Source organism: Sphingomonas carotinifaciens (assembly GCF_009789535.1).
In the GTDB taxonomy this organism is placed as follows: Bacteria; Pseudomonadota; Alphaproteobacteria; order Sphingomonadales; family Sphingomonadaceae; genus Sphingomonas; species Sphingomonas carotinifaciens.
This window is the reverse complement of the sequence record NZ_WSUT01000005.1, coordinates 61,970-85,424: the sequence shown is the minus strand read 5'-3', so window position 1 is coordinate 85,424 and position 23,455 is coordinate 61,970. Positions and strand designations below refer to the sequence as shown.

Here is a 23,455-nt window from a genome sequence, read left to right as displayed (position 1 = left end):
GTATCACGCCGCCTTGGCGAGATCCTGGGCGACCTCGGCGGCGATCGCGATCGAGCGCTTGCGCGCCTGATGGTCGTAGATCGCACTGGTCACCATCACCTCGTCCACCTGCGTGCGCTCGACAAAGGCGGCAAGCTGACGCGCGACGGTCGCGGGGCTGCCGGTGGCGGAGCAGGACAGGACCTGGTTCAGCACGGCGGCGCCCTGCGGCCCCAGGCTGTCGCGATAGCCGGCGACGGGGGGCGGCAGGCGGCGCGGGTTGCCCGTGCGCAGGGCAATGAACGCCTGTTGCTGCGAAGAGGCGAGATATTCGGCCTCTTCGTCCGTGTCGGCGGCAAAGATGTTGAAGCCGGCCATGGCATGGGGCCTGGAAAGCGTCGCGGAGGGGCGGAACTCGCGTCGATAGACGCCAAGCGCCTGATCGAGCGCGTCGGGCGCGAAATGCGAGGCAAAGGCATAAGGCAGGCCGAGCGCGGCGGCGAGTTGTGCGCCGAACAGGCTGGAGCCGAGAATCCACATTTGCGGGCTGGCACCGGCACCGGGGGTGGCGGTGATGCCGGTCTGGCCGTCATCGGCGAAATAGCTTTGCAGTTCGAGGACGTCGCGGGGGAAGGCGTTGGGGTCGCTGTCGAGGGTGCGGCGCATGGCGCGGGCGACGCGCTGGTCGGAGCCGGGGGCGCGGCCGAGGCCGAGATCGATGCGGCCGGGGAAGAGCGCGTCAAGGGTGCCGAACTGTTCGGCGATGACGAGCGGGGCGTGGTTGGGCAGCATGATGCCGCCCGCGCCGACGCGGATGGTGCGGGTGGCGGCGGCGACATGGGCGATCACCACCGCAGTGGCGGCCGAGGCGATGCCCTCCATGCCGTGATGCTCGGCCACCCAATAGCGTTGATAGCCGAGCGATTCGGCATGGGCGGCGAGGTCGGCGGCATTGGCCAGCGATTGCGACACGGTGCCACCTTCGACGACGGGCACCAGATCGAGCAGGGAAAGACGGGTCATGCCTTAGCAGATGGGAAGCGCGGCCGCCGCTCGCAAATAAAGAACGGCTATCAAAGGCCGAAGGCCCAGCGCAGCGCGAGCCCGTAATCATCGGGAAGTGCGGCGATATTGCCGGGATCGCGGCGCCAGAACAGGTTGGTGTGAAGGTCGCCGGGACCGAGCGGCAGGGTATAGCGCGCCTCCATGTCGATCTCGCGGCCGGTGGGGGCGAGATTCAGACGCTGCACGGTCCAGGCGGATACGCCCGCGCCGGCATAGTCCCAGCCGGTGGGCAGGCGATAGTCGATGCCGCCGCGCGCGACGCGCAGCGGCTGGGCGATGCGCAGGCCCAGCGAGTCGCGGCCGAAGATGCCTGCCTTGCCGATGTCGGCGGCGAAGGCGGTGGTGCGGAGGCGCGCGGTGCCGGCAAGGCCGTGGCGCGCGCTGGCGTGCGTCCAGCCCTGAAGCCATGTCGCGCCCAGCGTCCAGCCATCCGCATTCCGCCAGCGCGCGGCGGCATCGGCGAACCAGCTCGTCGCGCCCATGCCGCCCAGCCCCGGCCCGAAACGGGCGCCCAGCAGCGTGTCGCCTTCCATCAGGCGGCTGGCGGTGAGGGTCGTCAGAAGATCGCCGAAGCGGCGGTCGAGGGTCAGCGCGGCGCGGTCGTAGCGGCTGCGGTTCCAGCCGTCGGCGACGGGGCGGAGCGCATCGCGGCGGGTGAGGACCTGCCCGCTGTCGATCGCGGCGGTGATGCCGAGTCCCTGCCATGCCTGGCGGATGGCACCGGTACCACGGGCGACGCTGTCGAAGCCCATCGAGCCGGCAGGCGCGATCAGGAAAGCGGGTTCGGCCTGACCGGTAAGCTGGGCGGTCAGCGCCCCGCCGCCGCTGCCGAAGCCGAAGCCAAACGACAGCGAGCGGCCGAGCGCCTGCGTGACGGTGCCGGCGATGGCGCGGGCGCCCTGTGCGTCGGTGACGGTGAGATAGCTGGGACGTAGCAGCACGTCGCCGCGTGGACCTTGCGGCGCGAGCGTCATCGACACGGTGGTGCCGCCGGCCTGCATGCCGACCGCGCGAACGCGGTGCAGGAGCGCGGGAGCGAGGCCGGGGATGGGCGCGGCGCGGCTGATGCCGTGGGCGAGATCGGTGGCGAAGGCGCGACCATAGCCGTCAAGGATCACCGCGCCGAGCCCGGCGCTGCGTGCGTCGCCCATCGGGGCGGACAGGACGGCGTTGTTGCCGAACGAAACCGCCGCCGCCGTTCCCGCCACGCTGGTGCCGCCTACCGGCTGGAATGCGGCGGACAGGTTGAGGATGCCGCGGCCATAAACGGCGTCGATGCCGGCGGCGCCCGCATCCTGCGCGGTCCGGTAGAGAATGTCGACGATCTGCGCGCCGGTCAGGTTCGGAAACGCCTGGGCGAGCAGCGCGACGGCGCCCGAGATCTGCGGCGCGGCAAAGGACGTGCCCGACCAGAGGAACAGGGTGCCGGTCTCGTCGGGCGCGCGCACCTGTTCGCCGACCGCGGACAGGAAATGCGGCGCGCTGGAGCCGGCAAGATTGGTAAAGGTCGAAATGGTCCCGGTGGCACCGACCGAGCCGGCGATGATCACCTGATTGCGCGCATTCGCAGTGTCGTTGGCGATCTGCGCGAAGAGATCGGGGTCGTTGGCGCCGTCATTGCCGGAGGCGATGACGACCACGATCCCCGCCGCGGTGGCCCGGTTGATCGCGGCGACGAGGCCGGACGGCATGGCCGAGCTGCCGCCGAGCGAAATGTTGACGACCCGCGCACCCGCGCTCCGTGCGGCATCGAGGCCGCGGGCGATGGCGCTGGTCGGGAACTGGCATCCGGTCGAGTCGGTGCCTGTGTCCTGGGTAGCGCAGCTTCCCGGCTGGTCGGCGCGCAGCACGATCAGCGACGCATCGAAGGCGACGCCGTGCGTGCCGGTGCCGTTGCGCCGGCCGGCGGCGGTGAAGGCGACCGCGGTGCCGTGGCCATCCTCGTCATCGATCGTGCGGGTGCTGGCGACGTCGGTGGAGGCAGCGGCAATGCGGCCGGTGAACTCGGCCGAATCCAGATCGATGCCGCTGTCGATGATGCCGATGCCGATACCGGCACCCGTCGCGCCGCGGTTGTACGCAGCGAGTGCATTCATCGACACGGCGCCCACGGTCGCACGGTATTCGGCGGTGTCGTAGTTGATCGGGGGGGAAGGCGCCGGCGTGGGGGCGGGTGTCGGGGCAGGCGTCGGCGTCGGAACGGGGTTAGCGACCGGCGGCGTCGGCGTGCTGCCGATGCCGCCACCGGCACCACCACAGGCCGCGAGCAGACCGGCCAGACCGATCGCAGGTCCGTGCCGCCAGTTCCGCTTCATCATGATGTCTGATTCCCCCAGGTCCTCACCGCCAGATAGTTCTATCCGGTTCGCAGAGGGTTAAAAGAGGCCGGCGGCGCGCGCTTGCCCCGTCGCACCCGCAGCTTTAAGCGTCCGCCGATGCTGGCGCGCCTATCCCATATCGACTGCTGGATCTTTGATCTGGATAACACGCTCTATCCGGCGCGCGCGAACCTGTTCGCCCGTATCGATGCCCGGATGACGGCGTTCATCGCCGATCTGCTGGGCGTGGACGAGACGGAAGCGCACCGCGTGCAAAAGGCCTATTTCCATGGTCATGGCACGACGCTGGCGGGGCTGATGGCGGATCACGGCGTCGATCCGCACGCGTTCCTGGCCTATGTCCACGATATCGAGATGGACGTGCTGGAGGCGGATGCCCCGCTGGCCGCCGCCATCGCGCGGCTGCCGGGGCGCAAGCTGGTCTTCACCAACGGCGATACGCCCTATGCGCTGAAGGTGCTGGACCGGCTGGGACTGGGCGGCAGTTTCGAGGCGGTGCACGACATCCATGCCATGGATCTGGTGCCAAAGCCGCATCCGTCCGCCTATGCCGGCCTGTGCGCCGCGTTCGACATCGACCCGACCCGCGCTATCTTCTTCGAGGACATGGCGCGCAACCTGGCGCCGGCCAAGGCGATCGGCATGACCACCGTCTGGGTCGACAACGGGTCCGAGCAGGGGCCGGGCGAGGACCGCAGCTTCATCGATTTCACCACCGCGGCGCTGGCGCCGTGGCTAGACAGCATATTGGAGGATTGACGCATGAGCCAGGATCTGGCCGCCACCATCGACGCCGCCTGGGAAGACCGGGCGGCCCTGGGCTTCGACACCGCGGGCGAGGTGCGCGTGGCGGTGGACCGCGCGCTGGCGCTGCTCGACAAGGGTGAAGCGCGCGTCGCCGAGCCCGACGGCGCGGGCGGCTGGCGCGTCAACCAGTGGCTGAAGAAGGCGGTGCTGCTGTCCTTCCGCCTGAACGACAATGTGCTGATCGACAATGGGCCGGGTGCCGGCCACTGGTTCGACAAGGTGCCGTCCAAGTTCAGCGGCTGGTCGGAAGCCGAGTTCCGCGCCGCCGGCTTCCGCGCGGTACCGGGATCGGTGGTGCGTCGCGGCGCGCATGTCGCCAAGGGCGCGATCCTGATGCCGAGCTTCGTCAATATCGGCGCGCATGTCGGCGAGGGCACGATGGTCGACACCTGGGCGACCGTCGGAAGCTGCGCGCAGATCGGCCGGAACGTCCACCTGTCGGGTGGTGCCGGCATCGGCGGCGTGCTGGAGCCGCTGCAGGCCGATCCGGTGATCATCGAGGACGGCGCGTTCATCGGCGCGCGCGCCGAAGTGGCCGAGGGCGTCCGCGTCGGCGAGGGCGCGGTGCTGTCGATGGGCGTGTATCTGGGCGCATCGACCAAGATCATCGACCGGGAAACGGGCGAGGTCTTCCGCGGCGCCGTGCCGCCCTATGCGGTGGTGGTGCCGGGCACGACGCCGTCGGTGGACGGCAAGCCGGGCCTGTACTGCGCGGTGATCGTCAAGCGGGTGGACGCGCAGACGCGGTCCAAGACGAGCATCAACGACCTGCTGCGCGACTGACGCGAAGGCTTGCCACCCCGCCCCGGCGGGCCTATCTCTGAGCATGTAAAACATGTTCAACGGCTAGGCCCAGCCCAGGGGAATTCCATGACCGCGACCGCCAGCAACGTCCTCGACCGCGTCCTCGTTCTTGAAATGGTGCGCGTGACGGAGGCGGCGGCGATCGCCGCCTCCACGCTTACCGGCCGCGGTGACGAAAAGGCCGCCGACGCCGCCGCCGTGGAGGCGATGCGCGCCGCGCTCAACGAACTCGACATGGACGGCACCGTGGTGATCGGCGAGGGCGAGCGCGACGAGGCGCCGATGCTATTCATCGGCGAGAAGGTGGGCACCGGCAACGGCCCGGCGATCGACATCGCTCTCGATCCGCTGGAGGGCACCACCATCTGCGCCAAGTCCGGCCCCAACAGCCTGGCCGTGCTGGCGATCTCGGAAGGCGGCGGGCTGCTCAACGCGCCCGACGTCTATATGGACAAGATCGCGGTCGGCCCCGGCTATCCGGACGGGGTGATCGACCTGGACCGCAGCCCGACCGAGAATGTGAAGGCGATCGCGGCGGCCAAGGGTGTCGAGCCGAAGGACATCATCGCCTGCGTCCTCGATCGTCCGCGTCACGAAGCGCTGATCGCGGAGCTGCGCGGCATCGGCTGCGGCGTGGTGCTGATCGGCGACGGCGACGTGGCGGGCGTGATCGCGACGAGCGATCCCGACACGACGATCGACGTCTATATGGGATCGGGCGGTGCGCCCGAGGGCGTGCTGGCCTGCGCCGCGCTGCGCTGCGTGGGCGGGCAGTTCAAGGGCCGCCTGCTGTTCCGCAACGACGACGAGATTGCGCGCGCGCACAAATGGGGCGTCAGCGACCTGAACAAGCAGTACGACCTGACCGAGCTGGCGCGCGGCGACTGCATCTTTGCCGCCACCGGCGTGACCGACGGGTCGCTGCTGGAGGGCGTGAAGCGCAAGGGCAAGGTGATGACCACCGAAAGCGTCGTCATGCGTGCCTCGTCCGGCACGGTGCGCTGGGTGAAGGGCGAGCATCGCATCGGTTGATGCTGCTGCCGGGGGCGCTGCTGGCGCTGGTGCTGGCGGCGCAGGTCTGGTTCCTGCGCGGGCGATCGCGGGGGGCGGCGGGGCGGTATCGGCGGTGGCTGATCCGCGCGCCGCTGGCGATGCTGGTGCCGGCGCTGGTGGCGCTCGCCGCACTGGGGCGGCTGGATGCGCTGTGGCGGTTTCCGCCCGAGTTCATGGGACTGCGCGCGCTGCTTCCGGCGATGGAGGCGTCCGCGGTCGCGATCGGCAGCCTTGCCGGGGTGACGGGCGGCCTTGCCATCATCGCGCTACGCGCGCGGTTCGGACGGCCTTTGCCGGCGGCGTTGCGGCGGATGATGCCGGCGCCGGGCGAGCGGGGCTGGGCCGCGCTGGTCGCGGCGATGGCCGGGGTGGTCGAGGAACCGCTCTATCGGCTGGTGCTGCCCTTGCTGGTGACGATGCTCGGCGGCAGCGCGCTGGCGGGATTTGCCGCCGCGTCGATCGTGTTCGCGCGGGCGCACCGCTATCAGGGGATACGCGGGATGGCGCTGTCGGGCAGCTTCGGGCTGGTGCTGGCGGGGCTGTACGTGCTCAGCGGGCAATTGTGGCTGGTGGTGGTGTTGCACGCGCTGAACAATGCCGGGGCGCTGGTGGTGTGGCCGGCGGTTGCTGGGGCGCGGGGAGCGGCATCCACCACAGCCGTTCGTCCCGAGTAGCCGTCGAGTAGCAGCAAAGCTGCGTACCGAGATGAACAGGTGAACATGCTCCCAGCATGTTCAGGATCGTCCGGGGGACGATCCGACCTGTTCATCGTATCGAGAGACACATCCCCGCATGTGGCGATGTCTCGATACAAGCTCTCGATACGCAGCTTCGCTGCTACTCGATCTTTACTCGACACGAACGGATAAACTCATGTTTCCGTCCGTGAGACTTCAGCTTTTCAGGCGCCAGCCGGTCCTGAAGATCCAGGTGATCCATGCAAGGCAGGCGAGCAGGAACAATGCGGTGACGCCAAGGCTGATGCCCAGCGCCACGTCGGCGGTGCCGAAAAAGGTCCAGCGGAAGCCGTTGATGAGGTACACGACCGGGTTGAACAGCGTGATCGTGCGCCACGGTTCTGGCAGGATGGTCACCGAATAGAAGGCGCCGCCGAGAAAGGTGAGGGGGGTGACGACCAGCAGCGGGATGACCTGCAACTGTTCGAACCCCTTGGCCCAGATGCCGATCGCGAAGCCGAACAGGCAGAAGGTCGCGGCGACCAGCACCAGATAGGCGAGCATCGCCACGGGATGTGCGATGGGCAGGTCGACGAACAGATGCGCCGTCGCCAGGATGACGAGGCCGATCACCACCGACTTGGTGGTCGCCGCCCCGACATAGCCGAGGATCGTCTCCATCGGCGACAGGGGCGCGGACAGCAGTTCATACATGGTGCCGGTGAATTTGGGCATGTAGATGCCCAGCGACGCGTTCAGGATGCTTTCCGAGAAGATCGCGAGCAGCATCAGCCCCGGCACGATGAAGGCGCCGTAGGGCACGCCCGACACCTCCGTCATGCGGCTGCCGATCGCGGAGCCGAAGACGATGAAATACAGGGACGTGGTGATGACCGGGACCATCAGGCTGGTCCAGATGGTGCGGCCGAAACGCGCCATTTCGAAGCGATAGATCGCCCAGATACCGTGCAGGTTCATGCGGCTTGCTCCTCGGCGCGACGGCCTTCGACCAGATCGACGAAGATGTCCTCCAGGCTGGACTTGAAGGTTTCGAGGTCGGTGAAGGCGATATCGAGTTCCTGAAGACGGCGGAGCAGCGAGGGGATGCCGGTGCGCTCGCCGCGCGCGTCGAAGGTGTAGCGCAGACGGCGGCCTTCATCCTCCAGCGCTGGGTGCCATTCGGCGAGTTCGGCGGGCACGCTGGTCATGGGTTCGGCCAGCGTCAGCACCATTTCCCGCTTGCCCAGCTTCTGCATCATCGCGGTCTTGTCCTCGACCAGCAGCAGGCGGCCCTTGGTGATGACGCCGACGCGGTCGGCCATCTCCTCGGCCTCCTCGATATAATGCGTCGTCAGGATGATGGTGGTGCCGCGTTCACGCAGGCGGTGGACCAGCTTCCACATGTCGCGGCGAAGCTCGACATCGACGCCGGCGGTGGGCTCGTCCAGGAACAGGATGTCGGGTTCGTGCGCCAGCGCCTTGGCGATCAGCACGCGGCGCTTCATGCCGCCCGACAGCTCGCGGATTTTGGCGTGGCGCTTGTCCCACAGCGACAGGTCGCGCAGTACCTGCTCGATATGCCCGGCATGGCCCGAGCGGCCGAACAGCCGGCGGCTGAAGGTGACGGTGGCGAGCACGGTTTCGAACTGGTCGGTCGCCAGCTCCTGCGGCACGAGGCCGAGGACGCGGCGTGCGGCCTTGTAGTCGCGCACCGCATCATGGCCGGCGACGGTGATCGTGCCGGTCGACGGCGTGACGATGCCGCAGACGATCGAAATCAGCGTCGTCTTGCCCGCGCCATTGGGCCCGAGCAGGGCGAAGATCTCGCCGCGCCGGATGTCGAGATCGACCGGGTGGAGCGCGGTGGTGCCGCCGGCATAGGTTTTGCCCACGCCGGCAATGGACAGGATCGTATCGGTCATGCCGCTGTTTTGCCGCCTTTAAAGAGGTCGGTCACCGCCGGGCGTCGGCAATGGCCTTTTGCAGTTCCTCTAGCGGAAGCGCACCGGAAAGAACACGGCTCCCGACGATCCAGGCAGGCGTGCCGTTCAGCCCCAGGCGGCCGGCGGTTTCCATGTTGCGGACGATCTCCGCATCGGCGGTGGGGGTGAAGGCGGCGAGCTTGCCGGTGTCGACGCCCGCGGTGCGCGCCGCAGCCGCGATCGAGGCGTCGGTGACCTGACCACCGGCATAAAGGGCATCGTGAAACGCCTGGAACTTGCCCTGTGCGGCGGCCAGCAGGCTCATGCGTGCGGCGTCGCGGCTCGACTCGGCGAGGATCGGCAACTCGCGGTAGACGATGCGCAGTTTGGAATCGGCATCGGTCAACTGCTTGAGCAGCGGCAGGCTGGCGCGGCAATAACCGCAATTATAGTCGTAATATTCGACCAGCGTGACATCGCCCTTCGGGTTGCCGCTCCAGGCGCTGCCGAACGGTTTGGTCACCTGATCCGCCACTTGCGCGACCGCCTTGCCCGATTCGCGTTCCTGCAACCGGGCCATCGCCTCCGGGATCACTTCCGGGTGTTCGAGCAGATAGGCACGCACATCGGTTTCGCCCCGCGTCTGGACCAGGAGCATGCCGAGCGCGCCGACCGCCAGGCCGAGCGCGGCGACGAGCGCCAGAACGAGGCGGTTCAACGGCGGCGCTTCCGGGTGGTGTCGGCGGCGTCCTGCGATGTCATGGCAATGTCCTGCGCCCTGATCCAGTCGGGCGTGTTGGAGGGGATGTTGGCGAGCGCGTAGCGCGCGCTCTGGATGGCGGTGCGGGTGTCGCCCATCATGCTGGCACGCTCCGCCGTGGCGAGGGCGGCGCGCGCGGTGTCGCCGGTCTGCTCATAGGCGGTGCCGAGCTGCACCCAGGCGAACGGGTTTTGGTCGTCGCGCTGGGTGGCGATGCGCAGGACCTTGATCGCCTCGGGCAGATGCTGCTTCTGTTCGGTGGCGATCAGCGCATGGCCGAGCGTGGTGGCGATCAGCGGATTGTTGCGTGACCCCTCGGTCGCGGCGCGAAGCGGGGCCAGTGCCGCCTCCGGCTCGCCCGCTTCCAGCAGGATCTGGCCGCGGATTTCCTGGAAATAGGGGTCGTTCGGATCCTTGACCATCAGGGCGCGGCTCTCGGCATCGGCTTTGTCCGGGTAGCCGGCCTTGTGATAGGCATAGGCGCGCGCATAATGGGCGTAGACCGACTGGTCGGCGGACGGGAAGGCGTTGAGCGTGGACGCGGGCGTGCCGACATAGCCCTGAAGCTTGGCCTTCACGCGCCGGAAGCGTTCCTCCAGCGGCCCATTGACGGGGGCGTTCCACGAGGGGGCGGCCTGAAGATCGGCGGTCAGCGTCGCGATGCGCGTGCCGGACAGCGGGTGGGTCTGCGCGAACGGATCGATATTGGTGTAGCCGTAGCGGAATTCCTGGTTCTGCAGCTTCTTGAAGAAGCTCAGCATGCCCTTGCCGCTGATCCCGGAGGTGGTGAGATAGCGCGCGCCGGCGGCGTCCGCGCTCGACTCCTGCGTGCGGGTATAGCCTAGCACCTTGCCCATCGCCGCCTGCTGGCCGAGCGCCATCATGCCGGCGCCCGCCTCGCCGCTGCCCGCCGCCATGGCGGCCAGCCCCAGCACCATCGAGAGCAGATACATGCCCATCGCGGGCTTCATCGCCTGATCGGCAAGGACGACATGGCCGTCGGCGATATGGCCCAGTTCGTGCGCGATGACGCCCTGTACCTCGTTGGCGTTGTCGGCCGCGGCGATCAGGCCCGAATGCACGTACACCGTCTGGCCGCCCGCAACGAAGGCGTTGATCGACCCGTCGTTGATCAGGACGATGCGCACGTCGCGCGGCGACAGCCCCGCCGCCTTGATCAGCGGCGCGGACATGTCGGCGAACATCGCCTCCGTTTCCGCATCGCGCAGGATCGACTGGGCGGCCGCGGGCTGCGCGAAGGCGAGGACCGAAAGGGTGAAGGCGGCGAGGAGACGCTTCATGGGCGTGATTATCGTGACCTTGGGGGCGCGCGGCAACCTGCTTTGCGAAGCGGTGTGCATGGGCGGGGGCGGATGAACCGCAGCGGAATGAGAAACGCCCGCCATTCCGGGGGGAATGGCGGGCGTCTCGTCATCATCTGTCGGCGTGTCGGCCTGTCAGGCGCCGAACGTCCGCTGCCACCAGCCGCGACGCGGCGTATCGGCGGTGTCCTCGGCCGCAGGCGCCGCCGCCGGTGCGGCATCCGCTGCGTCCGGCTGGACCTCGGCTGCGACCGGCTCGGCGGGAGCCAGCGTCGCGGCGGCCGAGGGGCCCTCGTCGGCGGCATCGGCGACGGGCGCCTCCACCTTCTTCTTGCGGGTGCGCTTCGGCTTGGGGGCGGGGGCCTCCTCGACGACGGGGGCTTCGGCCGGAGCCTCCTCCACCTTCTTCTTGCGCGTCCGCTTCGGCTTGGGCGCGGGCTCCTCGGCTGCGACCGGCTCGGCGACGGGCGCCGGCGTCGCAACCGTTTCCTCGGCCGCGGCCGCGGCCGGGGCGGTGGCGGCGCGGGCACGCGGGCGGCGACGCGTCTTGGGGGCGGGGGCCTCCTCGACCGCGGGCGCTTCCTCGGCGACCGGCTCCGGCTCGGCTACCGGCAGCGGCTCCGGCAGGGTGTCGGCGATCGGCGGGGCCGCTTCGGGCTCCGCTTCCGGTTCGGCGGTGTCGGCGATCGGTTCGTCCGCCTGCACCTCGACCGCTGCCTCGCCGCGGTTGCCACGACCACGACGGCCGCGACGGCCACGACGACGGCGACCTTCGCCGCCCTCGGCCTCGGCTACGGGTTCGGCGTCCTGGGTATCGGCCTCGACCGCGTCGACATCCTCGGCCTGCTCGGCTTCGTCGGTGTCGACCGCCTCGTCCTCGCCCTCGGCTGCCTCGTCCTGCTGGCCCTCGTCCTGACCACGACCGCGACGTCCGCGACGACGGCGACGGCGCTTGCGACCATTGCCTTCGCCCTCGCCCTGCTCGGCCCGCGGGCGCGCTTCCTCGGCGCGCTCCTCGACCTCTACCTCGTCCTCTTCTTCCTCGATCTCATCGATCAGGTCGCTGTCGTCTTCCTCGACCGGCAACAAAGCATCGATACGCGGCGGATGCGCGGGCGGCGGACCGGACGCTTCGACCGACATGCGCGCGCCCTCTTCCTCGCGATCGGGCAGGATCTCGACGGACACGCCATAGCGTTCCTCGATCTCGGCGATGTCGGCGCGCTTCTTGTTGAGCACGTAGACGGCGGCTTCCTGGCTGGCGCGCAGCGTGAGGATCGAGCCGCGACCGCGGGCGGCCTCGTCCTCGATCAGGCGCAGCGCCGACAGGCCCGAGGACGAGGCGGTGCGGACGAGGCCGGTGCCCTCGCAATGCGGGCACTGGCGGGTCGATGCCTCCAGCACGCCGGTGCGCAAGCGCTGGCGGCTCATTTCCATCAGGCCGAAGGACGAGATGCGGCCGACCTGGATGCGGGCGCGGTCGTTCTTCAGCGCCTCCTTCATCGCCTTCTCAACCTTCCGGACATTGGAATGATTGTCCATGTCGATGAAGTCGATGACGACGAGGCCGGCCATGTCGCGCAGGCGAAGCTGACGCGCGATCTCCTGTGCCGCCTCAAGGTTCGTCGCGGTGGCGGTCTGCTCGATATTATGTTCGCGGGTGGAGCGGCCGGAGTTGATGTCGATCGAGACCAGCGCCTCGGTCGGGTTGATGACGAGATAGCCACCCGACTTCAACTGGACGACGGGATTGTACATCGCCGCCAACTGATCCTCGACATGCGCGCGCTGGAAGAGCGGCACGGCATCGGCATATTGCTTCACGCGGCGGGCATGCGCCGGCATCAACAGGCGCATGAAGTCCTTGGCGTGGCTGTATCCTTCCTCGCCTTCGACGATCACTTCCTCAATCTCGCGATTATAGATGTCGCGGATCGCGCGCTTGATGAGATCGGAGTCGCCATAGACGAGCGCCGGCGCCGACGAGGTCAGCGTCTTTTCGCGAATACCGTCCCACAGGCGGGCGAGATAATCGAAGTCGCGCTTGATCTCGGTCTTGGTGCGCTGAAGCCCGGCGGTGCGGACGATGCAACCCATCGACGAGGGGAGCGCCAGATCGGCCATGATCGACTTCAGCCGCTTGCGATCGGCCGCGTTCGAAATCTTGCGGCTTATGCCGCCGCCATGGCTGGTGTTGGGCATCAGCACGCAGTAGCGGCCGGCGAGAGACAGATAGGTGGTGAGCGCCGCACCCTTGTTGCCGCGCTCTTCCTTTACGACCTGGACGAGCAGCACCTGACGGCGGCGGATCACGTCCTGAATCTTGTAGCGGCGGCGCAGGGACTGGCGACGCGCCCGCAGCGCCTCGACCTGGTCGTCGTTGACGGTCGCCTTTTTCGGGCGCGGCGCGTCCTCGCCCTCTTCGCCTTCGCTCAGATCGGCGTCGTGGTCGCCCGGCTCATGGTCGTGATCGTCCTCGCCGTCGAAATCCTCGTCATCCTCGGCGTCGAGTTCGGCGCGCAGGGCGGCTTCCTCGGCGGCATGCTCGGCCTCTTCGCGGAGCAGCGCCTCGCGATCCTCCTTGGGGATCTGGTAGTAATCGGGGTGGATTTCCGAAAAGGCGAGGAAGCCGTGGCGGTTGCCGCCGTAATCGACGAACGCCGCCTGCAGCGACGGCTCGACGCGGGTCACCTTGGCGAGATAGATGTTGCCCTTGAGCTGCTTGCGCTCGGCGGACTCGAAATCGAATTCTTCGATGCGGTTATTCTTGACGACCGCCACCCGGGTCTCTTCCCGGTGGCGTGCGTCGATCAGCATACGCGTGGTCATTATATGGTCTCCACGCGCGCGCCGGGCCTGTGGGCTGCCGTCGCGCGCGGTAAATGGGTGCGGCGGCGCGGGGCGCCGGGTCGCAACGATGTAGGCGGAATGTGTCTGCGCGCTGCGCCTGCCCGGTGGGAGTTCCGGGCGCGACCCACGACGCCGCGACCCCGCCGGCAAAAGCCGGTCGGTCAGCGTAGTGGGGCAATTGCGGCATGCGAGCGTCAACCTGGTTGGCCGCGACGGGAAATCGCGCGGGCCGTGATACCCCCTTCGGTGCCGGAAAACGGCGTGACCCAAGGGTGCAAATCGAAGGCTAGCATCTCCGCGATATGACCGCAACCGGAACGATTCGGCCGACACTGCCGGCAATAATTTGCCGAATGACGGATTAACCCCATTCCGCAACCCTGGAGACAGGTAGGCAGGTTATACTCTCCCGATCGATCCCAGGGTCGAAAAAGGGTAATGCGTTGATGGCTTTTCGCTGGACCGTCAGGACCAGATCGCGGCATGACCGAAGGGGCATGGCGACGCTGCTGGTTTTTCTCCTCGGGTGGTTTCTGCCCGGCCCCGCGCTCGCCGCGGTGGTGGAGCGCGTGAGCGTGGCGGAGGGACGGATCGCGATCCGCTTCGACGGCGCGGTGAAGCGTGCGCGAAGCGTGATGCTGGGCGAGCCACGGCGGATCTCGGTGGACGTGGTGGGTGCCTCACCCGGGCATCTGCGCGTCCGCGACGGCTTCGTGCGCGCAGTGGAGCAGCAGCGTATCGCGCCGGATACAACGCGCATCACCTTTCAGCTGGCGCAGGACGCGGTGGTGCATGACGGCGGCTTTGACGGCGAAGGACGCGAGCTGACGCTGTCGCTCCGGGCGGTGCCCGCAGGCTATACGCAGGCCAGTCTGGGCGGAGCGCTGGACTTCTTCCCTTTCCGTTTCGGCAGCGAACCGCGCTACAAGCTGTCCATCCCGGTGCCGCCGCCCACCAAGGCGCAACCATTGCCCAAGGTCGCTGGCAACGACAACCGCCCGCTAGTGGTGATCGATGCCGGACATGGTGGCGTCGATCCCGGCGCGATCAATCCGGAAACGGGCCTGCGCGAAAAGGATGTGACGCTGAAGATCGCCAAGGCGATCCGCGACAAGCTGCTGGAAAGCGGGCGCGTGCGCGTGGCCTTGACCCGCAGCGACGACCGCTATCTGGTCTTGCGCGAACGATATGGCATCGCACGACGCCTGCATGGGGATTTGTTTATATCGGTGCATTGTGACAGCGTGGGGTCCGGGGAGGCGAGCGGGGCGTCGGTTTACACGCTGTCCGAGGTGGCGTCCGACAAGGAGGCGGCGCGGCTGGCGGCGCGGGAGAATAAGGCGGACGTCATCGCAGGCGTCGACCTGGGGGACGAGGCAGCGGACGTGTCGTCGATCCTGATCGACCTGGCGCAGCGCGAAACCATGAACAATTCCGCAGGGTTCGCCCGGTTGCTGGGGCGCGAGGCGCGGCCGTTGATCCCGACCAAGACGGTGTTCCACCGCATGGCATCGCTGATGGTGCTGAAGGCCCCCGACATGCCCTCCATCCTGTTCGAGACCGGCTATATCTCCAACGCGCGCGACGCGGCGTTCCTGGACAGCCGCGAGGGGCGCAACAAGATCGCCGAAAGCGTCACGCGCGCGGTGGAGATCCATTTCGCGCGCAAGATGGCGGCGCGCTGACCGGCGGAGGTGGATAAGCGCGACCGGAGGCCGTAAAGCGCCGCGCATCATGATCCGCGTCTGTGCCCTGTACCGCTTTGCCGCCTTTCCCGACCCTGCCGCGCTGCGCGCGCCCCTGCTCGCCGCAGCCGAGGCAGCGGGGATCAAGGGCACCCTGCTGCTGGCGGGCGAGGGCATCAACGGCACGATCGCGGGCACGCATGACGGCATCGAGGCAGTGCTGGCGCATATCCGAGGCCTGCCCGGCTGTGCCGACCTGGAGGTAAAGGATTCGGCTGCCGAGACGATGCCGTTCCACCGCCTCAAGGTGCGCCTGAAGGCCGAGATCGTGTCGATGGGCGTGGCGGGCATCGATCCGACGCGCGAGGTGGGCACCTATGTCGCACCGGCCGACTGGAACGCCCTGATCGCCGAGCCCGACACGCTGGTGATCGACACGCGCAACGATTACGAGGTCGCGATCGGCACCTTCGCCAATGCGGTCGATCCGGGCACCGCCAGCTTTCGCGACTTTCCGCAGTGGTTTCGCGAACATCGCGACGCATTGCTGGCAGGCAAGGCCCGCGTCGCGATGTTCTGCACCGGCGGCATACGCTGCGAAAAGGCGACCGCATTCCTGAAGGCCGAGGGGGTGGACGGGGTCTATCACCTGGACGGCGGCATCCTGAAATATCTGGAAACCGTGCCCGAGGCGGAGAGCGCATGGGCCGGCGAATGCTTCGTGTTCGACCACCGGGTCGCGGTGCGCCACGGACTGGAACAGGGCGAGCATCAGCTATGCCATGGCTGCCGCATGCCGGTCAGCCCGGCCGATCGCGCGTCGCCGCTGTACGAGGAAGGCGTGTCCTGTCCGGCCTGCCACGGGCAGCGCGACGAGGCGACGCGCGCGGGCGCGGCGGAGCGGCACCGGCAGGAGATGCTGGCGCGGGCACGGGGCACCGCGCATGTCGGCGCACGGTTCGACGCAGCGCCGCGGCGCGACGACCGCTGATGGGTGGCAAGCGGGTGCGAACCTGCTACACGCCGGCGCGGTAACATGGCGTCCGATCCTTCCTCCACCGCATCCCCGACCCCGCGCCGCCGCCTTTTCGCGCGGTGGTGGGTCAAGGCGCTGGCCGCGCTGGCGCTGCTCGCCGCGATCGGTGCGGGCGTGTTCTGGCTGATCTTCATGCGCGACCTGCCCTCGGTCGATGCGCTGAAGGCCTATGAGCCGCCGCTGCCGACCCATGTGCGCGGGATCGATGGCGCGCCGATCCAGTCCTATGCGCGCGAGCGGCGGGTGGAACTCTCCTACGCCGAATATCCGCCGATGCTGATCCGCGCCTTCCTGGCGGCGGAGGACAAGACCTTTTTCGAGCATGGCGGCGTCGATTATCCGGGACTGGCCGGTGCGGTGCTCGATTATGTGCAGAAGTTCGGCAGCGGCCGGCGCGCCAAGGGCGGATCGACGATCACCCAGCAGGTCGCCAAGAACCTGTTGATCGGCAACGAATATTCGCCGACGCGCAAGGTGCGCGAGGCGATATTGGCGTACAAGATCGAGGATACGCTGACCAAGCCGCAGATCCTGGAATTGTACCTCAACCAGATCGCGCTGGGCCGCAACGCATTCGGCGTGGAAGCGGCGGCGCATGCCTATTTCGACAAGGAACTGGACGAGCTGACGCTGGGACAGCTCGCCTATCTGGCGATCCTGCCCAAGGGGCCGTCCAATTACGATCCGGTGCGCCACCCGGACCGGGCGCTGGCCCGTCGCAACTATGTGCTCAGCGAAATGCTGAGGAACAACTTCATCACGCGCGCGCAATATGAAAGCGCCAATGCCGAGCCGCTGGGCACCGTGCTGCGCCGCACGTCGAAATACGAGACGGTGGGCGGCTATTTCGTGGAGGAGGTGCGCCGGCAACTGCTCGACAAGTTCGGCGAGACGGCCAAGGACGGACCGTACAGCGTCTATTCGGGCGGGCTGTGGGTGCGGACCTCGCTCGACACGCGGTTGCAGGACCTGGCGGCCAAGGCGCTGCGCGACGGCCTGATCCGCTATGACGGCGGGCGCGGCTGGTCCGGGCCGATCCGCCATGTCGATATCGACGGAGACAAATGGCTGCAGGCGCTGCTCAACACCAATATCGGCGTCGATTACGAGGATTGGCGCGCCGGCATCCTGATCGCGCGGCAAGGCGGCGAATGGTCGATCGGCTTCGCCAATGGCCGGACGGGCAGTGTGCCGCGCGCCAATGCGCAGATGCCGGTGCGCGGCAAGGGCGGCACCGCATTCGCCGCGTTCAAGGCCGGCGACATCGTCGCGGTGGCGCCGTCGGGCAGCAGCTTCGCATTGCGGTCGATCCCGCGCATCTCCGGCGGCTTCGTCGTGGAGGAACCGGCGAGCGGCCGGGTGCTGGCGATGCAGGGCGGATTCGACGCGCGGTTGCAGGCGTTCAATCGTGCGACGCAGGCGCAGCGCCAGCCGGGATCGACGATCAAGCCGATCGTCTATTCCGCCGCGCTGGACAATGGCATGACGCCGGCGTCGATCGTGGTGGACGGCCCGTTCTGCGTCGATCAGGGCGCGCGGCTGGGCACCAAATGCTTCCGCAATTTCGGCGGATCGCGCGGCGCGGGGCCGCACACGATGCGCTGGGGCATCGAACAGTCGCGCAACCTGATGACGGTGCGCACCGCCGCGACGGTGGGGATGCCGCGCGTGGTGGCGACGATCAAGAAGATGGGGATCGGCGATTTCCCGCCCTATCTGTCCTATGCGCTGGGGGCGGGGGAGACGACCGTTTCGGCGATGGTCAATGCCTATGCGATCCTGGCGAACAACGGGCGCGGCGGTGCGCCCAGCCTGATCGATTTCGTGCAGGACCGTCACGGCAAGGTGATCTGGCCGGAGAACTGGCGCGCCTGCGACCGGTGCAACGCGGCCGATTATGACGGCAAGCCGATGCCGCGCCCGCAAAGCCGCCAGCGCCAGGTGCTGGATGCGATGACCGCGTTCCAGATGGTGCACATCACCGAGGGCGTGGTCCAGCGCGGCACCGCCACCGTGCTGCGCGACCTGGACCGGCCGATGTTCGGTAAGACCGGCACCAACAACGGCCCCACCGACGTGTGGTTCATCGGCGGCACGCCACAGTTCGTCGGCGGCCTGTATATCGGGTACGACTCGCCGAGGAGCCTGGGCGGCGCGGCGCAGGGTGGGACGCTGGCCGCGCCGATCTTCAAGCAGTTCGCGGTGAAGGCGTATGAGGGGATGGACAAGCTGCCCTTCCGCGCGCCGGCCGGCATCCGCATGGTGCGGATCGACCGCGGCAGCGGGCGGCCGGTCTATGGCACCTTCCCGACCGGGAACGATCCCAAGCCCGGGGTGATCTGGGAAGCGTTCAAGCCGGCCAGCGAGCCGCGCCGCGCGCGCCGCCGTGCCGGCCCGGCCCCGACCGCGACGCCGACGACCACGCGCACCGACACACCCCCGCGCGACAGCGACTTCTTGCAAAGAGAAGGCGGAATCTACTAGCGCGCGTACCTATATATTGCCGGCCGTGCGGCCGATCCCGTCCGTGACGTTTCGCGAACCGGGCCGCACGACCACATAGGAGAATAGTTCATGCGCGCCGAAGCGCAGGCTCATGTCGATTCGATCAACGAAGCGCTGGCGCTGCTGCGCCAATCCCTCGATTGGGACCGCGCGCTGCGTCGGCTCGACGAATTGAATGCGCGGGTCGAGGACCCGACGCTGTGGAACGACGCCAAGCAGGCGCAGGACGTGATGCGCGAACGCCGCCGGCTGGACGAGGCGATCAGCGCGACGCGCGCGATCGAAAGCGAAATGGCGGGCACGGTCGAACTGATCGAGCTGGCCGAGGCCGAGGGCGACCAGGAACTGGCCGACGAGGGCGCGCGGTCGCTCGCCGAACTGGCCGAGCGTGCCGAAGCGGACAAGGTGAAGGCGCTGCTGAACGGCGAGGCCGATGCCAACGACACCTATCTGGAGATCAACGCGGGCGCCGGCGGCACCGAAAGCCAGGACTGGGCCGAGATGTTGCAGCGCATGTATACGCGCTGGGCCGAGCGCCACGGGATGAAGGTGGAGCTGGTCGATTACCATGCAGGCGAACAGGCGGGGATCAAGTCAGCCACGCTGCTGGTGAAGGGCGAGAACGCGTACGGCTATGCCAAGACCGAGTCGGGTGTGCACCGGCTGGTGCGGATCAGCCCGTACGACTCGTCGGCGCGGCGGCACACCAGCTTCTCGTCGGTGTGGGTCTATCCGGTGATCGACGACAATATCGAGGTCAATTACAACGAAAGCGACCTGCGCATCGACACCTACCGCGCATCGGGCGCGGGCGGCCAGCACATCAACACGACCGATTCGGCGGTGCGCATCACGCATATCCCGACCGGCATCGTCGTGCAGTGCCAGAACCAGCGTTCGCAGCACAAGAACAAGGCGGAGGCGTACAACCAGTTGCGCGCCCGCCTGTACGAGCGCGAACTGGCCGAGCGCGAGGCGGCGGCGAATGCGCAGAACGCCACCAAGACCGATATCGGCTGGGGGCACCAGATCCGCTCCTATGTGCTGCAGCCCTATCAGCTGGTGAAGGACCTGCGCACCGGCGTGACCTCCACCGCGCCCGGCGACGTGCTGGACGGCAAGCTGGACGATTTCATGGCCGCCGCCCTGTCGCAGCGCGTCACCGGTGAGACGGTGGCCGTGGACGACGTCGACTGAGATGCCGCGCGTGCGCGCCCTTGTGCTTCTGGCCCTCGCCCTTGCCGGGTGCGACGGCTCCAAGCCGCTGATCAAGAACGAGCCCGACAAGCCCGGCCCGTTTCCGGCGGCGGACCGGCCGGTGGCGCATATCGTGTCGTCGCGCTGGTCGAACGAGGATGCGCGCGACCGGCTGCGCGAGGCGGACACGGTGATGGACCGCGCCAATATCCGCCCCGGCATGACGGTGGCCGATATCGGCGCGGGCGAGGGTTATTATACGGTGCGCCTCGCCGCGCGCGTCGGCCCCGAGGGGCGGGTGCTGGCCGAGGACATCATGGCGGACACGCGCGACAGCCTGGCCGAGCGGGTGGCGCGCGAGCGGCTGGACAATGTGAGCGTGCGGCTGGGCGAACCGGCCGATCCCAAGCTGCCCGACAACAGTTTCGACCGGGTGCTGATGGTGCACATGTACCATGAGATCGCGCAGCCCTATGAATTCCTGTGGCGGCTGTTCCCGTCGCTCCGCAAGGACGGGCTGGTCGTGGTGGTCGATGCCAAGCGCGCCACGCGCGACCATGGTACGCCGCCCGCCCTGCTGAAATGCGAGTTCGAGGCGGTGGGCTTCGAGCAGGTGGCGATGATGGAGATGCCGTCGGCCGGCGGCTATCTGGCGACCTTTCGCGCGGTGGGGCCGCGGCCCGAACCGGAGGCGATCCGGCCGTGCAGGATGCAGCAGGGTTCAGAGTAGCCCCTCGTCGCGAAAGCTGGTGACGGACGTGGGCGTGACGATCCAGTGTTCCGCCAGCCGGATGCCGAGCGTGTCGAGCCCCGTGGCCAGGCGGCGGGTGTAGCGCAGGTCGGCCATGCTGGGGCGGGGATCGCCGTCCGGGTGGTTGTGGGCCAGCATCACCGCGGCGGCGCCGAACAGCAGCGCGTCGCGCGCGATGCGGCGGATCGGCAGGTGCACGCCGTCAGCATGGCCGGCGACGTGGCGCAGCGCCAACAAGCTCCATTGCGGATCGAAATAGCCGATCGCGGCCAGCTCGAACCGGGCATCCGCCAGCCCGCGGTGCAGCGTTGCGGCCGTGATAGGGGGTGCAGGGCGGGGTAGGGGCGGCACCCCCCGCCGTGCCGGGACGCGCAGCGCGGTGCACGTGCAAGCCCAACCATAATGGACGAGCGCGCCGCGTGCCGCTACGCGGAGAGCCATGCGCCAGTATCTTGATCTCATGGAGCGCGTGCTCAACTCCGGCAGCCGCCAGATGGACCGGACGGGCACGGGCACGCTGTCCGTCTTCGGGCACCAGATGCGCTTCGATCTGCGCGAAGGCTTTCCGGTGCTGACCACCAAGAAGCTGCATCTGCGATCGATTATCGTCGAGCTGCTGTGGTTCCTGCGCGGCGACACCAATGTGCGCTGGCTGCAGGAGCGCCGGGTGTCGATCTGGGACGAGTGGGCGGATGCCGAGGGCGATCTCGGGCCGGTTTACGGCAAGCAGTGGCGCGACTGGGTGGCGGCCGACGGGCGGCATATCGACCAGATCCGGGAGCTGGTGGAACAGATTCGCACCCAGCCCGCCTCGCGCCGGCAGATCGTGACCGCGTGGAACCCCGGCGACCTGCATGCGATGGCGCTGGCGCCGTGCCACTGCCTGTTCCAGACGCATGTCGCGGACGGGCGGCTGTCGCTGCAACTGTATCAGCGATCGGCGGACATCTTTCTGGGGGTGCCGTTCAACATCGCTTCCTATGCGCTGCTCACCCATATGCTGGCGCAGCAATGCGGGCTGGAGGTGGGCGAGTTCATCTGGACCGGCGGCGATTGCCACCTGTACCTGAACCATCTGGAACAGGCGCGCACGCAACTGGCGCGCGAACCGGGCGCGCTGCCGCGGCTGGAGATCACCCGCCGGCCGGATGCGATCGACGGGTATGAGGCGGAGGATTTCGTGCTGCACGATTATGTGGCGCAGGCCCATATCAAGGCGCCGGTGGCGATATGATCGTGATGGTGCTGGCCCGCGCGGAAAACGGTGTGATCGGGCGCGACGGGGCGCTGCCCTGGCACATCCCGGCCGACCTGAAGCGCTTCAAGGCGCTGACCATGGGCAAGCCGATGGTGATGGGGCGCAAGACGTTCGAAAGCTTCCCGGCGCCGCTGCCCGGGCGGCGGCATATCGTGTTGACGCGCGATCCGGCGTGGCGGGCGGCGGGCGCGGAGGTGGCGCATGATGTCGAGGCGGCACTCGCGCTGGTGGGCGGGGGCGAGGTCGCGGTGATCGGCGGGGCGGAGGTGTTCGCGCTGTTCGAGGCACGGGCCGACCGGATCGAACTGACCGAGGTGCACGGCGCGCCGGAGGGGGATGCGGTGGTGCCGCCGTTCACCGGCTGGCGCGAGGTGGCGCGCGAGGATCACGGCGCGGAGGGCGACCGGCCGGCGTACAGCTACGTCACGCTGGTGCGCGGGTGACGGGCGTTCTATAGCGCGCGCCATGCAGCGTCTTGACGGTGACGCGCCCGTTCCGCCGATGCTGGCCGGCGGGATCGTCGCGCTCGGCAATTTCGATGGGTTTCACCTTGGTCATCAGGCGGTGGTCGGGGCGGCGGTGGCGCGCGCGCGGGGCGAGGGGCGACCGGCGATCGTCGCGACCTTCGACCCGCATCCGGTGCGCCTGTTCCGACCGGACACGCCGCCCTTTCGCCTGACCACGCTGGCACAGCGCGCGCGGTTGTTCGCGGAGGCCGGCGCCGATGCGATGGTGGTGTTCCGCTTCGACGAAGCGCTCGCGGCGCTGTCGGCGGAAGCGTTCGTCACCGAGCGGCTGATGGAGCGCTTGCGCGTCGGCGGGGTGGTGACGGGAGAGGATTTCACCTTCGGCGCACGCAAGAGCGGCAATGTCGCGATCCTGCGCGCGCTGGGTGCCGTGCACGGCTTTTCGACGCAGGCGATCGGCCCGGTGACGCTGGACGGAGAGCCGGTATCCTCCAGCCGCATCCGCGCGCACCTGCGCCTGGGCGAGGCGCGCGCCGCGGCACGGCTGCTGACCCGGCCGTTCGCGATCCAAGGATTGGTGCAGCACGGCGACAAGGTGGGGCGCACGATCGGCTACCCCACCGCCAATGTCGACATGGGCAAATATCTGCGCCCGGCCTACGGCATCTATGCGGTGCGCGGGCGGCTGGCGGACGGGCGCGTGCTGGACGGCGCGGCCAATCTGGGCATCCGGCCGAGTTTCGACCCGCCCAAGGAATTGCTGGAGCCGCATTTCTTCGACTTTGCCGGCGACCTGTACGGCGAGCGGATCGAGGTGGAACTGGTCGACTATCTGCGGCCCGAGGCGAAGTTCGACAGCCTGGACGCGCTGGTGGCGCAGATGGATGCTGACTGTGCCCGCGCCGGAGCGATCCTGCGCGCCTGATTTCGCGGGCCTGATTCTGAAGGGCTGACGGCGCCCGGCAAAGCCGCTAAGGG

The 23,455-nt window shown here is 68.4% G+C and carries 20 protein-coding genes; 12 read left to right on the top strand and 8 right to left on the bottom strand.

Annotated elements, in window-relative coordinates; translation table 11 throughout:
* Positions 1 to 3 precede the first annotated feature (3 nt).
* Both GQR91_RS02410 and GQR91_RS02405 read right to left on the bottom strand, forming a co-directional pair.
* Complete coding sequence (locus GQR91_RS02410) at positions 4 to 1,002, bottom strand: LLM class flavin-dependent oxidoreductase (RefSeq protein WP_149681024.1); 999 nt, start codon at positions 1,000 to 1,002, stop codon at positions 4 to 6.
* A 50-nt stretch (positions 1,003 to 1,052) separates the two neighbouring features.
* A complete protein-coding gene (locus GQR91_RS02405; protein WP_268878311.1) occupies positions 1,053 to 3,362 on the bottom strand; it encodes a S8 family peptidase in 2,310 nt (769 codons plus the stop codon).
* Positions 3,363 to 3,479: 117 nt separating this feature from the next.
* Here GQR91_RS02405 and GQR91_RS02400 point away from each other — a divergent pair, with 117 nt between their 5' ends.
* The 4 genes from GQR91_RS02400 (at position 3,480) to GQR91_RS02385 (ending at position 6,721) form a co-directional block, all read left to right on the top strand.
* Positions 3,480 to 4,142, top strand: coding sequence for a pyrimidine 5'-nucleotidase (locus GQR91_RS02400; RefSeq protein ID WP_112381307.1), 663 nt, complete (start codon positions 3,480 to 3,482; stop codon positions 4,140 to 4,142).
* A 3-nt stretch (positions 4,143 to 4,145) separates the two neighbouring features.
* Positions 4,146 to 4,973 (top strand): 2,3,4,5-tetrahydropyridine-2,6-dicarboxylate N-succinyltransferase, encoded by an 828-nt coding sequence (dapD, locus tag GQR91_RS02395; protein ID WP_149681023.1) that lies wholly within the window; start codon positions 4,146 to 4,148, stop codon positions 4,971 to 4,973.
* An 87-nt stretch (positions 4,974 to 5,060) separates the two neighbouring features.
* Entirely contained in the window at positions 5,061 to 6,026 is a 966-nt protein-coding gene (gene glpX, locus GQR91_RS02390; RefSeq protein WP_112381305.1) for a class II fructose-bisphosphatase, read from the top strand.
* Positions 6,026 to 6,721, top strand: coding sequence for a CPBP family intramembrane glutamic endopeptidase (locus GQR91_RS02385; protein WP_235903883.1), 696 nt, complete (start codon positions 6,026 to 6,028; stop codon positions 6,719 to 6,721). The genes glpX and GQR91_RS02385 overlap by 1 nt, the downstream gene beginning before the upstream one ends.
* Before the next feature lie 219 nt (positions 6,722 to 6,940).
* Here GQR91_RS02385 and GQR91_RS02380 read toward each other — a convergent pair whose 3' ends face one another.
* The 5 genes from GQR91_RS02380 to GQR91_RS02360 all read right to left on the bottom strand — a co-directional run bounded on the left by GQR91_RS02380 (position 6,941) and on the right by GQR91_RS02360 (position 13,557).
* Positions 6,941 to 7,702: an ABC transporter permease gene (locus GQR91_RS02380; RefSeq protein WP_149681021.1), complete on the bottom strand. Its 762-nt coding sequence runs from the start codon at positions 7,700 to 7,702 to the stop codon at positions 6,941 to 6,943.
* On the bottom strand, positions 7,699 to 8,646 hold the full coding sequence (locus GQR91_RS02375; RefSeq protein WP_112381302.1) for an ABC transporter ATP-binding protein: 948 nt from the start codon (positions 8,644 to 8,646) through the stop codon (positions 7,699 to 7,701). The genes GQR91_RS02380 and GQR91_RS02375 overlap by 4 nt, the downstream gene beginning before the upstream one ends.
* A 31-nt stretch (positions 8,647 to 8,677) precedes the next feature.
* Positions 8,678 to 9,364: a DsbA family protein gene (locus tag GQR91_RS02370; RefSeq protein WP_375781585.1), complete on the bottom strand. Its 687-nt coding sequence runs from the start codon at positions 9,362 to 9,364 to the stop codon at positions 8,678 to 8,680.
* Positions 9,361 to 10,707, bottom strand: coding sequence for a M48 family metalloprotease (locus tag GQR91_RS02365; protein WP_149681020.1), 1,347 nt, complete (start codon positions 10,705 to 10,707; stop codon positions 9,361 to 9,363). Before GQR91_RS02365 ends, GQR91_RS02370 begins: the two co-directional genes overlap by 4 nt.
* A 156-nt stretch (positions 10,708 to 10,863) precedes the next feature.
* The gene (locus tag GQR91_RS02360) at positions 10,864 to 13,557 is read right to left on the bottom strand and encodes an Rne/Rng family ribonuclease (protein ID WP_235903843.1); all 2,694 of its coding nucleotides are present in this window, start codon (positions 13,555 to 13,557) and stop codon (positions 10,864 to 10,866) included.
* Positions 13,558 to 14,075: 518 nt separating this feature from the next.
* Here GQR91_RS02360 and GQR91_RS02355 point away from each other — a divergent pair.
* From GQR91_RS02355 to GQR91_RS02335, 5 genes are all read left to right on the top strand, one after another.
* A complete protein-coding gene (locus tag GQR91_RS02355) occupies positions 14,076 to 15,263 on the top strand; it encodes an N-acetylmuramoyl-L-alanine amidase (protein ID WP_235903842.1) in 1,188 nt (395 codons plus the stop codon).
* Between the two features lie 49 nt (positions 15,264 to 15,312).
* The gene (gene trhO, locus GQR91_RS02350) at positions 15,313 to 16,254 is read left to right on the top strand and encodes an oxygen-dependent tRNA uridine(34) hydroxylase TrhO (protein WP_149681019.1); all 942 of its coding nucleotides are present in this window, start codon (positions 15,313 to 15,315) and stop codon (positions 16,252 to 16,254) included.
* Positions 16,255 to 16,299: 45 nt separating this feature from the next.
* Positions 16,300 to 18,783 carry a penicillin-binding protein 1A gene (locus GQR91_RS02345; RefSeq protein ID WP_149681018.1) on the top strand — a complete coding sequence of 828 codons (2,484 nt, stop codon included), beginning with the start codon at positions 16,300 to 16,302 and terminating at the stop codon, positions 18,781 to 18,783.
* Between the two features lie 90 nt (positions 18,784 to 18,873).
* Positions 18,874 to 20,001: a peptide chain release factor 2 gene (gene prfB, locus GQR91_RS02340; RefSeq protein ID WP_149681017.1), complete on the top strand. Its 1,128-nt coding sequence runs from the start codon at positions 18,874 to 18,876 to the stop codon at positions 19,999 to 20,001.
* Position 20,002: 1 nt separating this feature from the next.
* Positions 20,003 to 20,731: a class I SAM-dependent methyltransferase gene (locus tag GQR91_RS02335; protein ID WP_149681016.1), complete on the top strand. Its 729-nt coding sequence runs from the start codon at positions 20,003 to 20,005 to the stop codon at positions 20,729 to 20,731.
* On the opposite strand, the gene GQR91_RS02330 is transcribed toward GQR91_RS02335, so the two are convergent.
* On the bottom strand, positions 20,723 to 21,193 hold the full coding sequence (locus GQR91_RS02330) for a JAB domain-containing protein (protein ID WP_160146724.1): 471 nt from the start codon (positions 21,191 to 21,193) through the stop codon (positions 20,723 to 20,725). The two genes, GQR91_RS02335 and GQR91_RS02330, sit on opposite strands and share 9 nt — an antisense overlap.
* On the opposite strand from GQR91_RS02330, the gene GQR91_RS02325 reads away from it, so the two are divergent.
* Genes GQR91_RS02325 through GQR91_RS02315 form a run of 3 tightly spaced genes read left to right on the top strand, consistent with a single transcriptional unit; the run spans position 21,192 to position 23,402 of the window.
* The gene (locus GQR91_RS02325) at positions 21,192 to 21,986 is read left to right on the top strand and encodes a thymidylate synthase (protein ID WP_112381293.1); all 795 of its coding nucleotides are present in this window, start codon (positions 21,192 to 21,194) and stop codon (positions 21,984 to 21,986) included. The genes GQR91_RS02330 and GQR91_RS02325 overlap by 2 nt on opposite strands.
* Positions 21,983 to 22,453, top strand: a complete 471-nt coding sequence (locus GQR91_RS02320) for a dihydrofolate reductase (protein ID WP_149681014.1) — start codon at positions 21,983 to 21,985, stop codon at positions 22,451 to 22,453. Before GQR91_RS02325 ends, GQR91_RS02320 begins: the two co-directional genes overlap by 4 nt.
* Positions 22,454 to 22,475: 22 nt before the next feature.
* Complete coding sequence (locus GQR91_RS02315; protein WP_149681013.1) at positions 22,476 to 23,402, top strand: bifunctional riboflavin kinase/FAD synthetase; 927 nt, start codon at positions 22,476 to 22,478, stop codon at positions 23,400 to 23,402.
* Positions 23,403 to 23,455 lie beyond the last annotated feature (53 nt).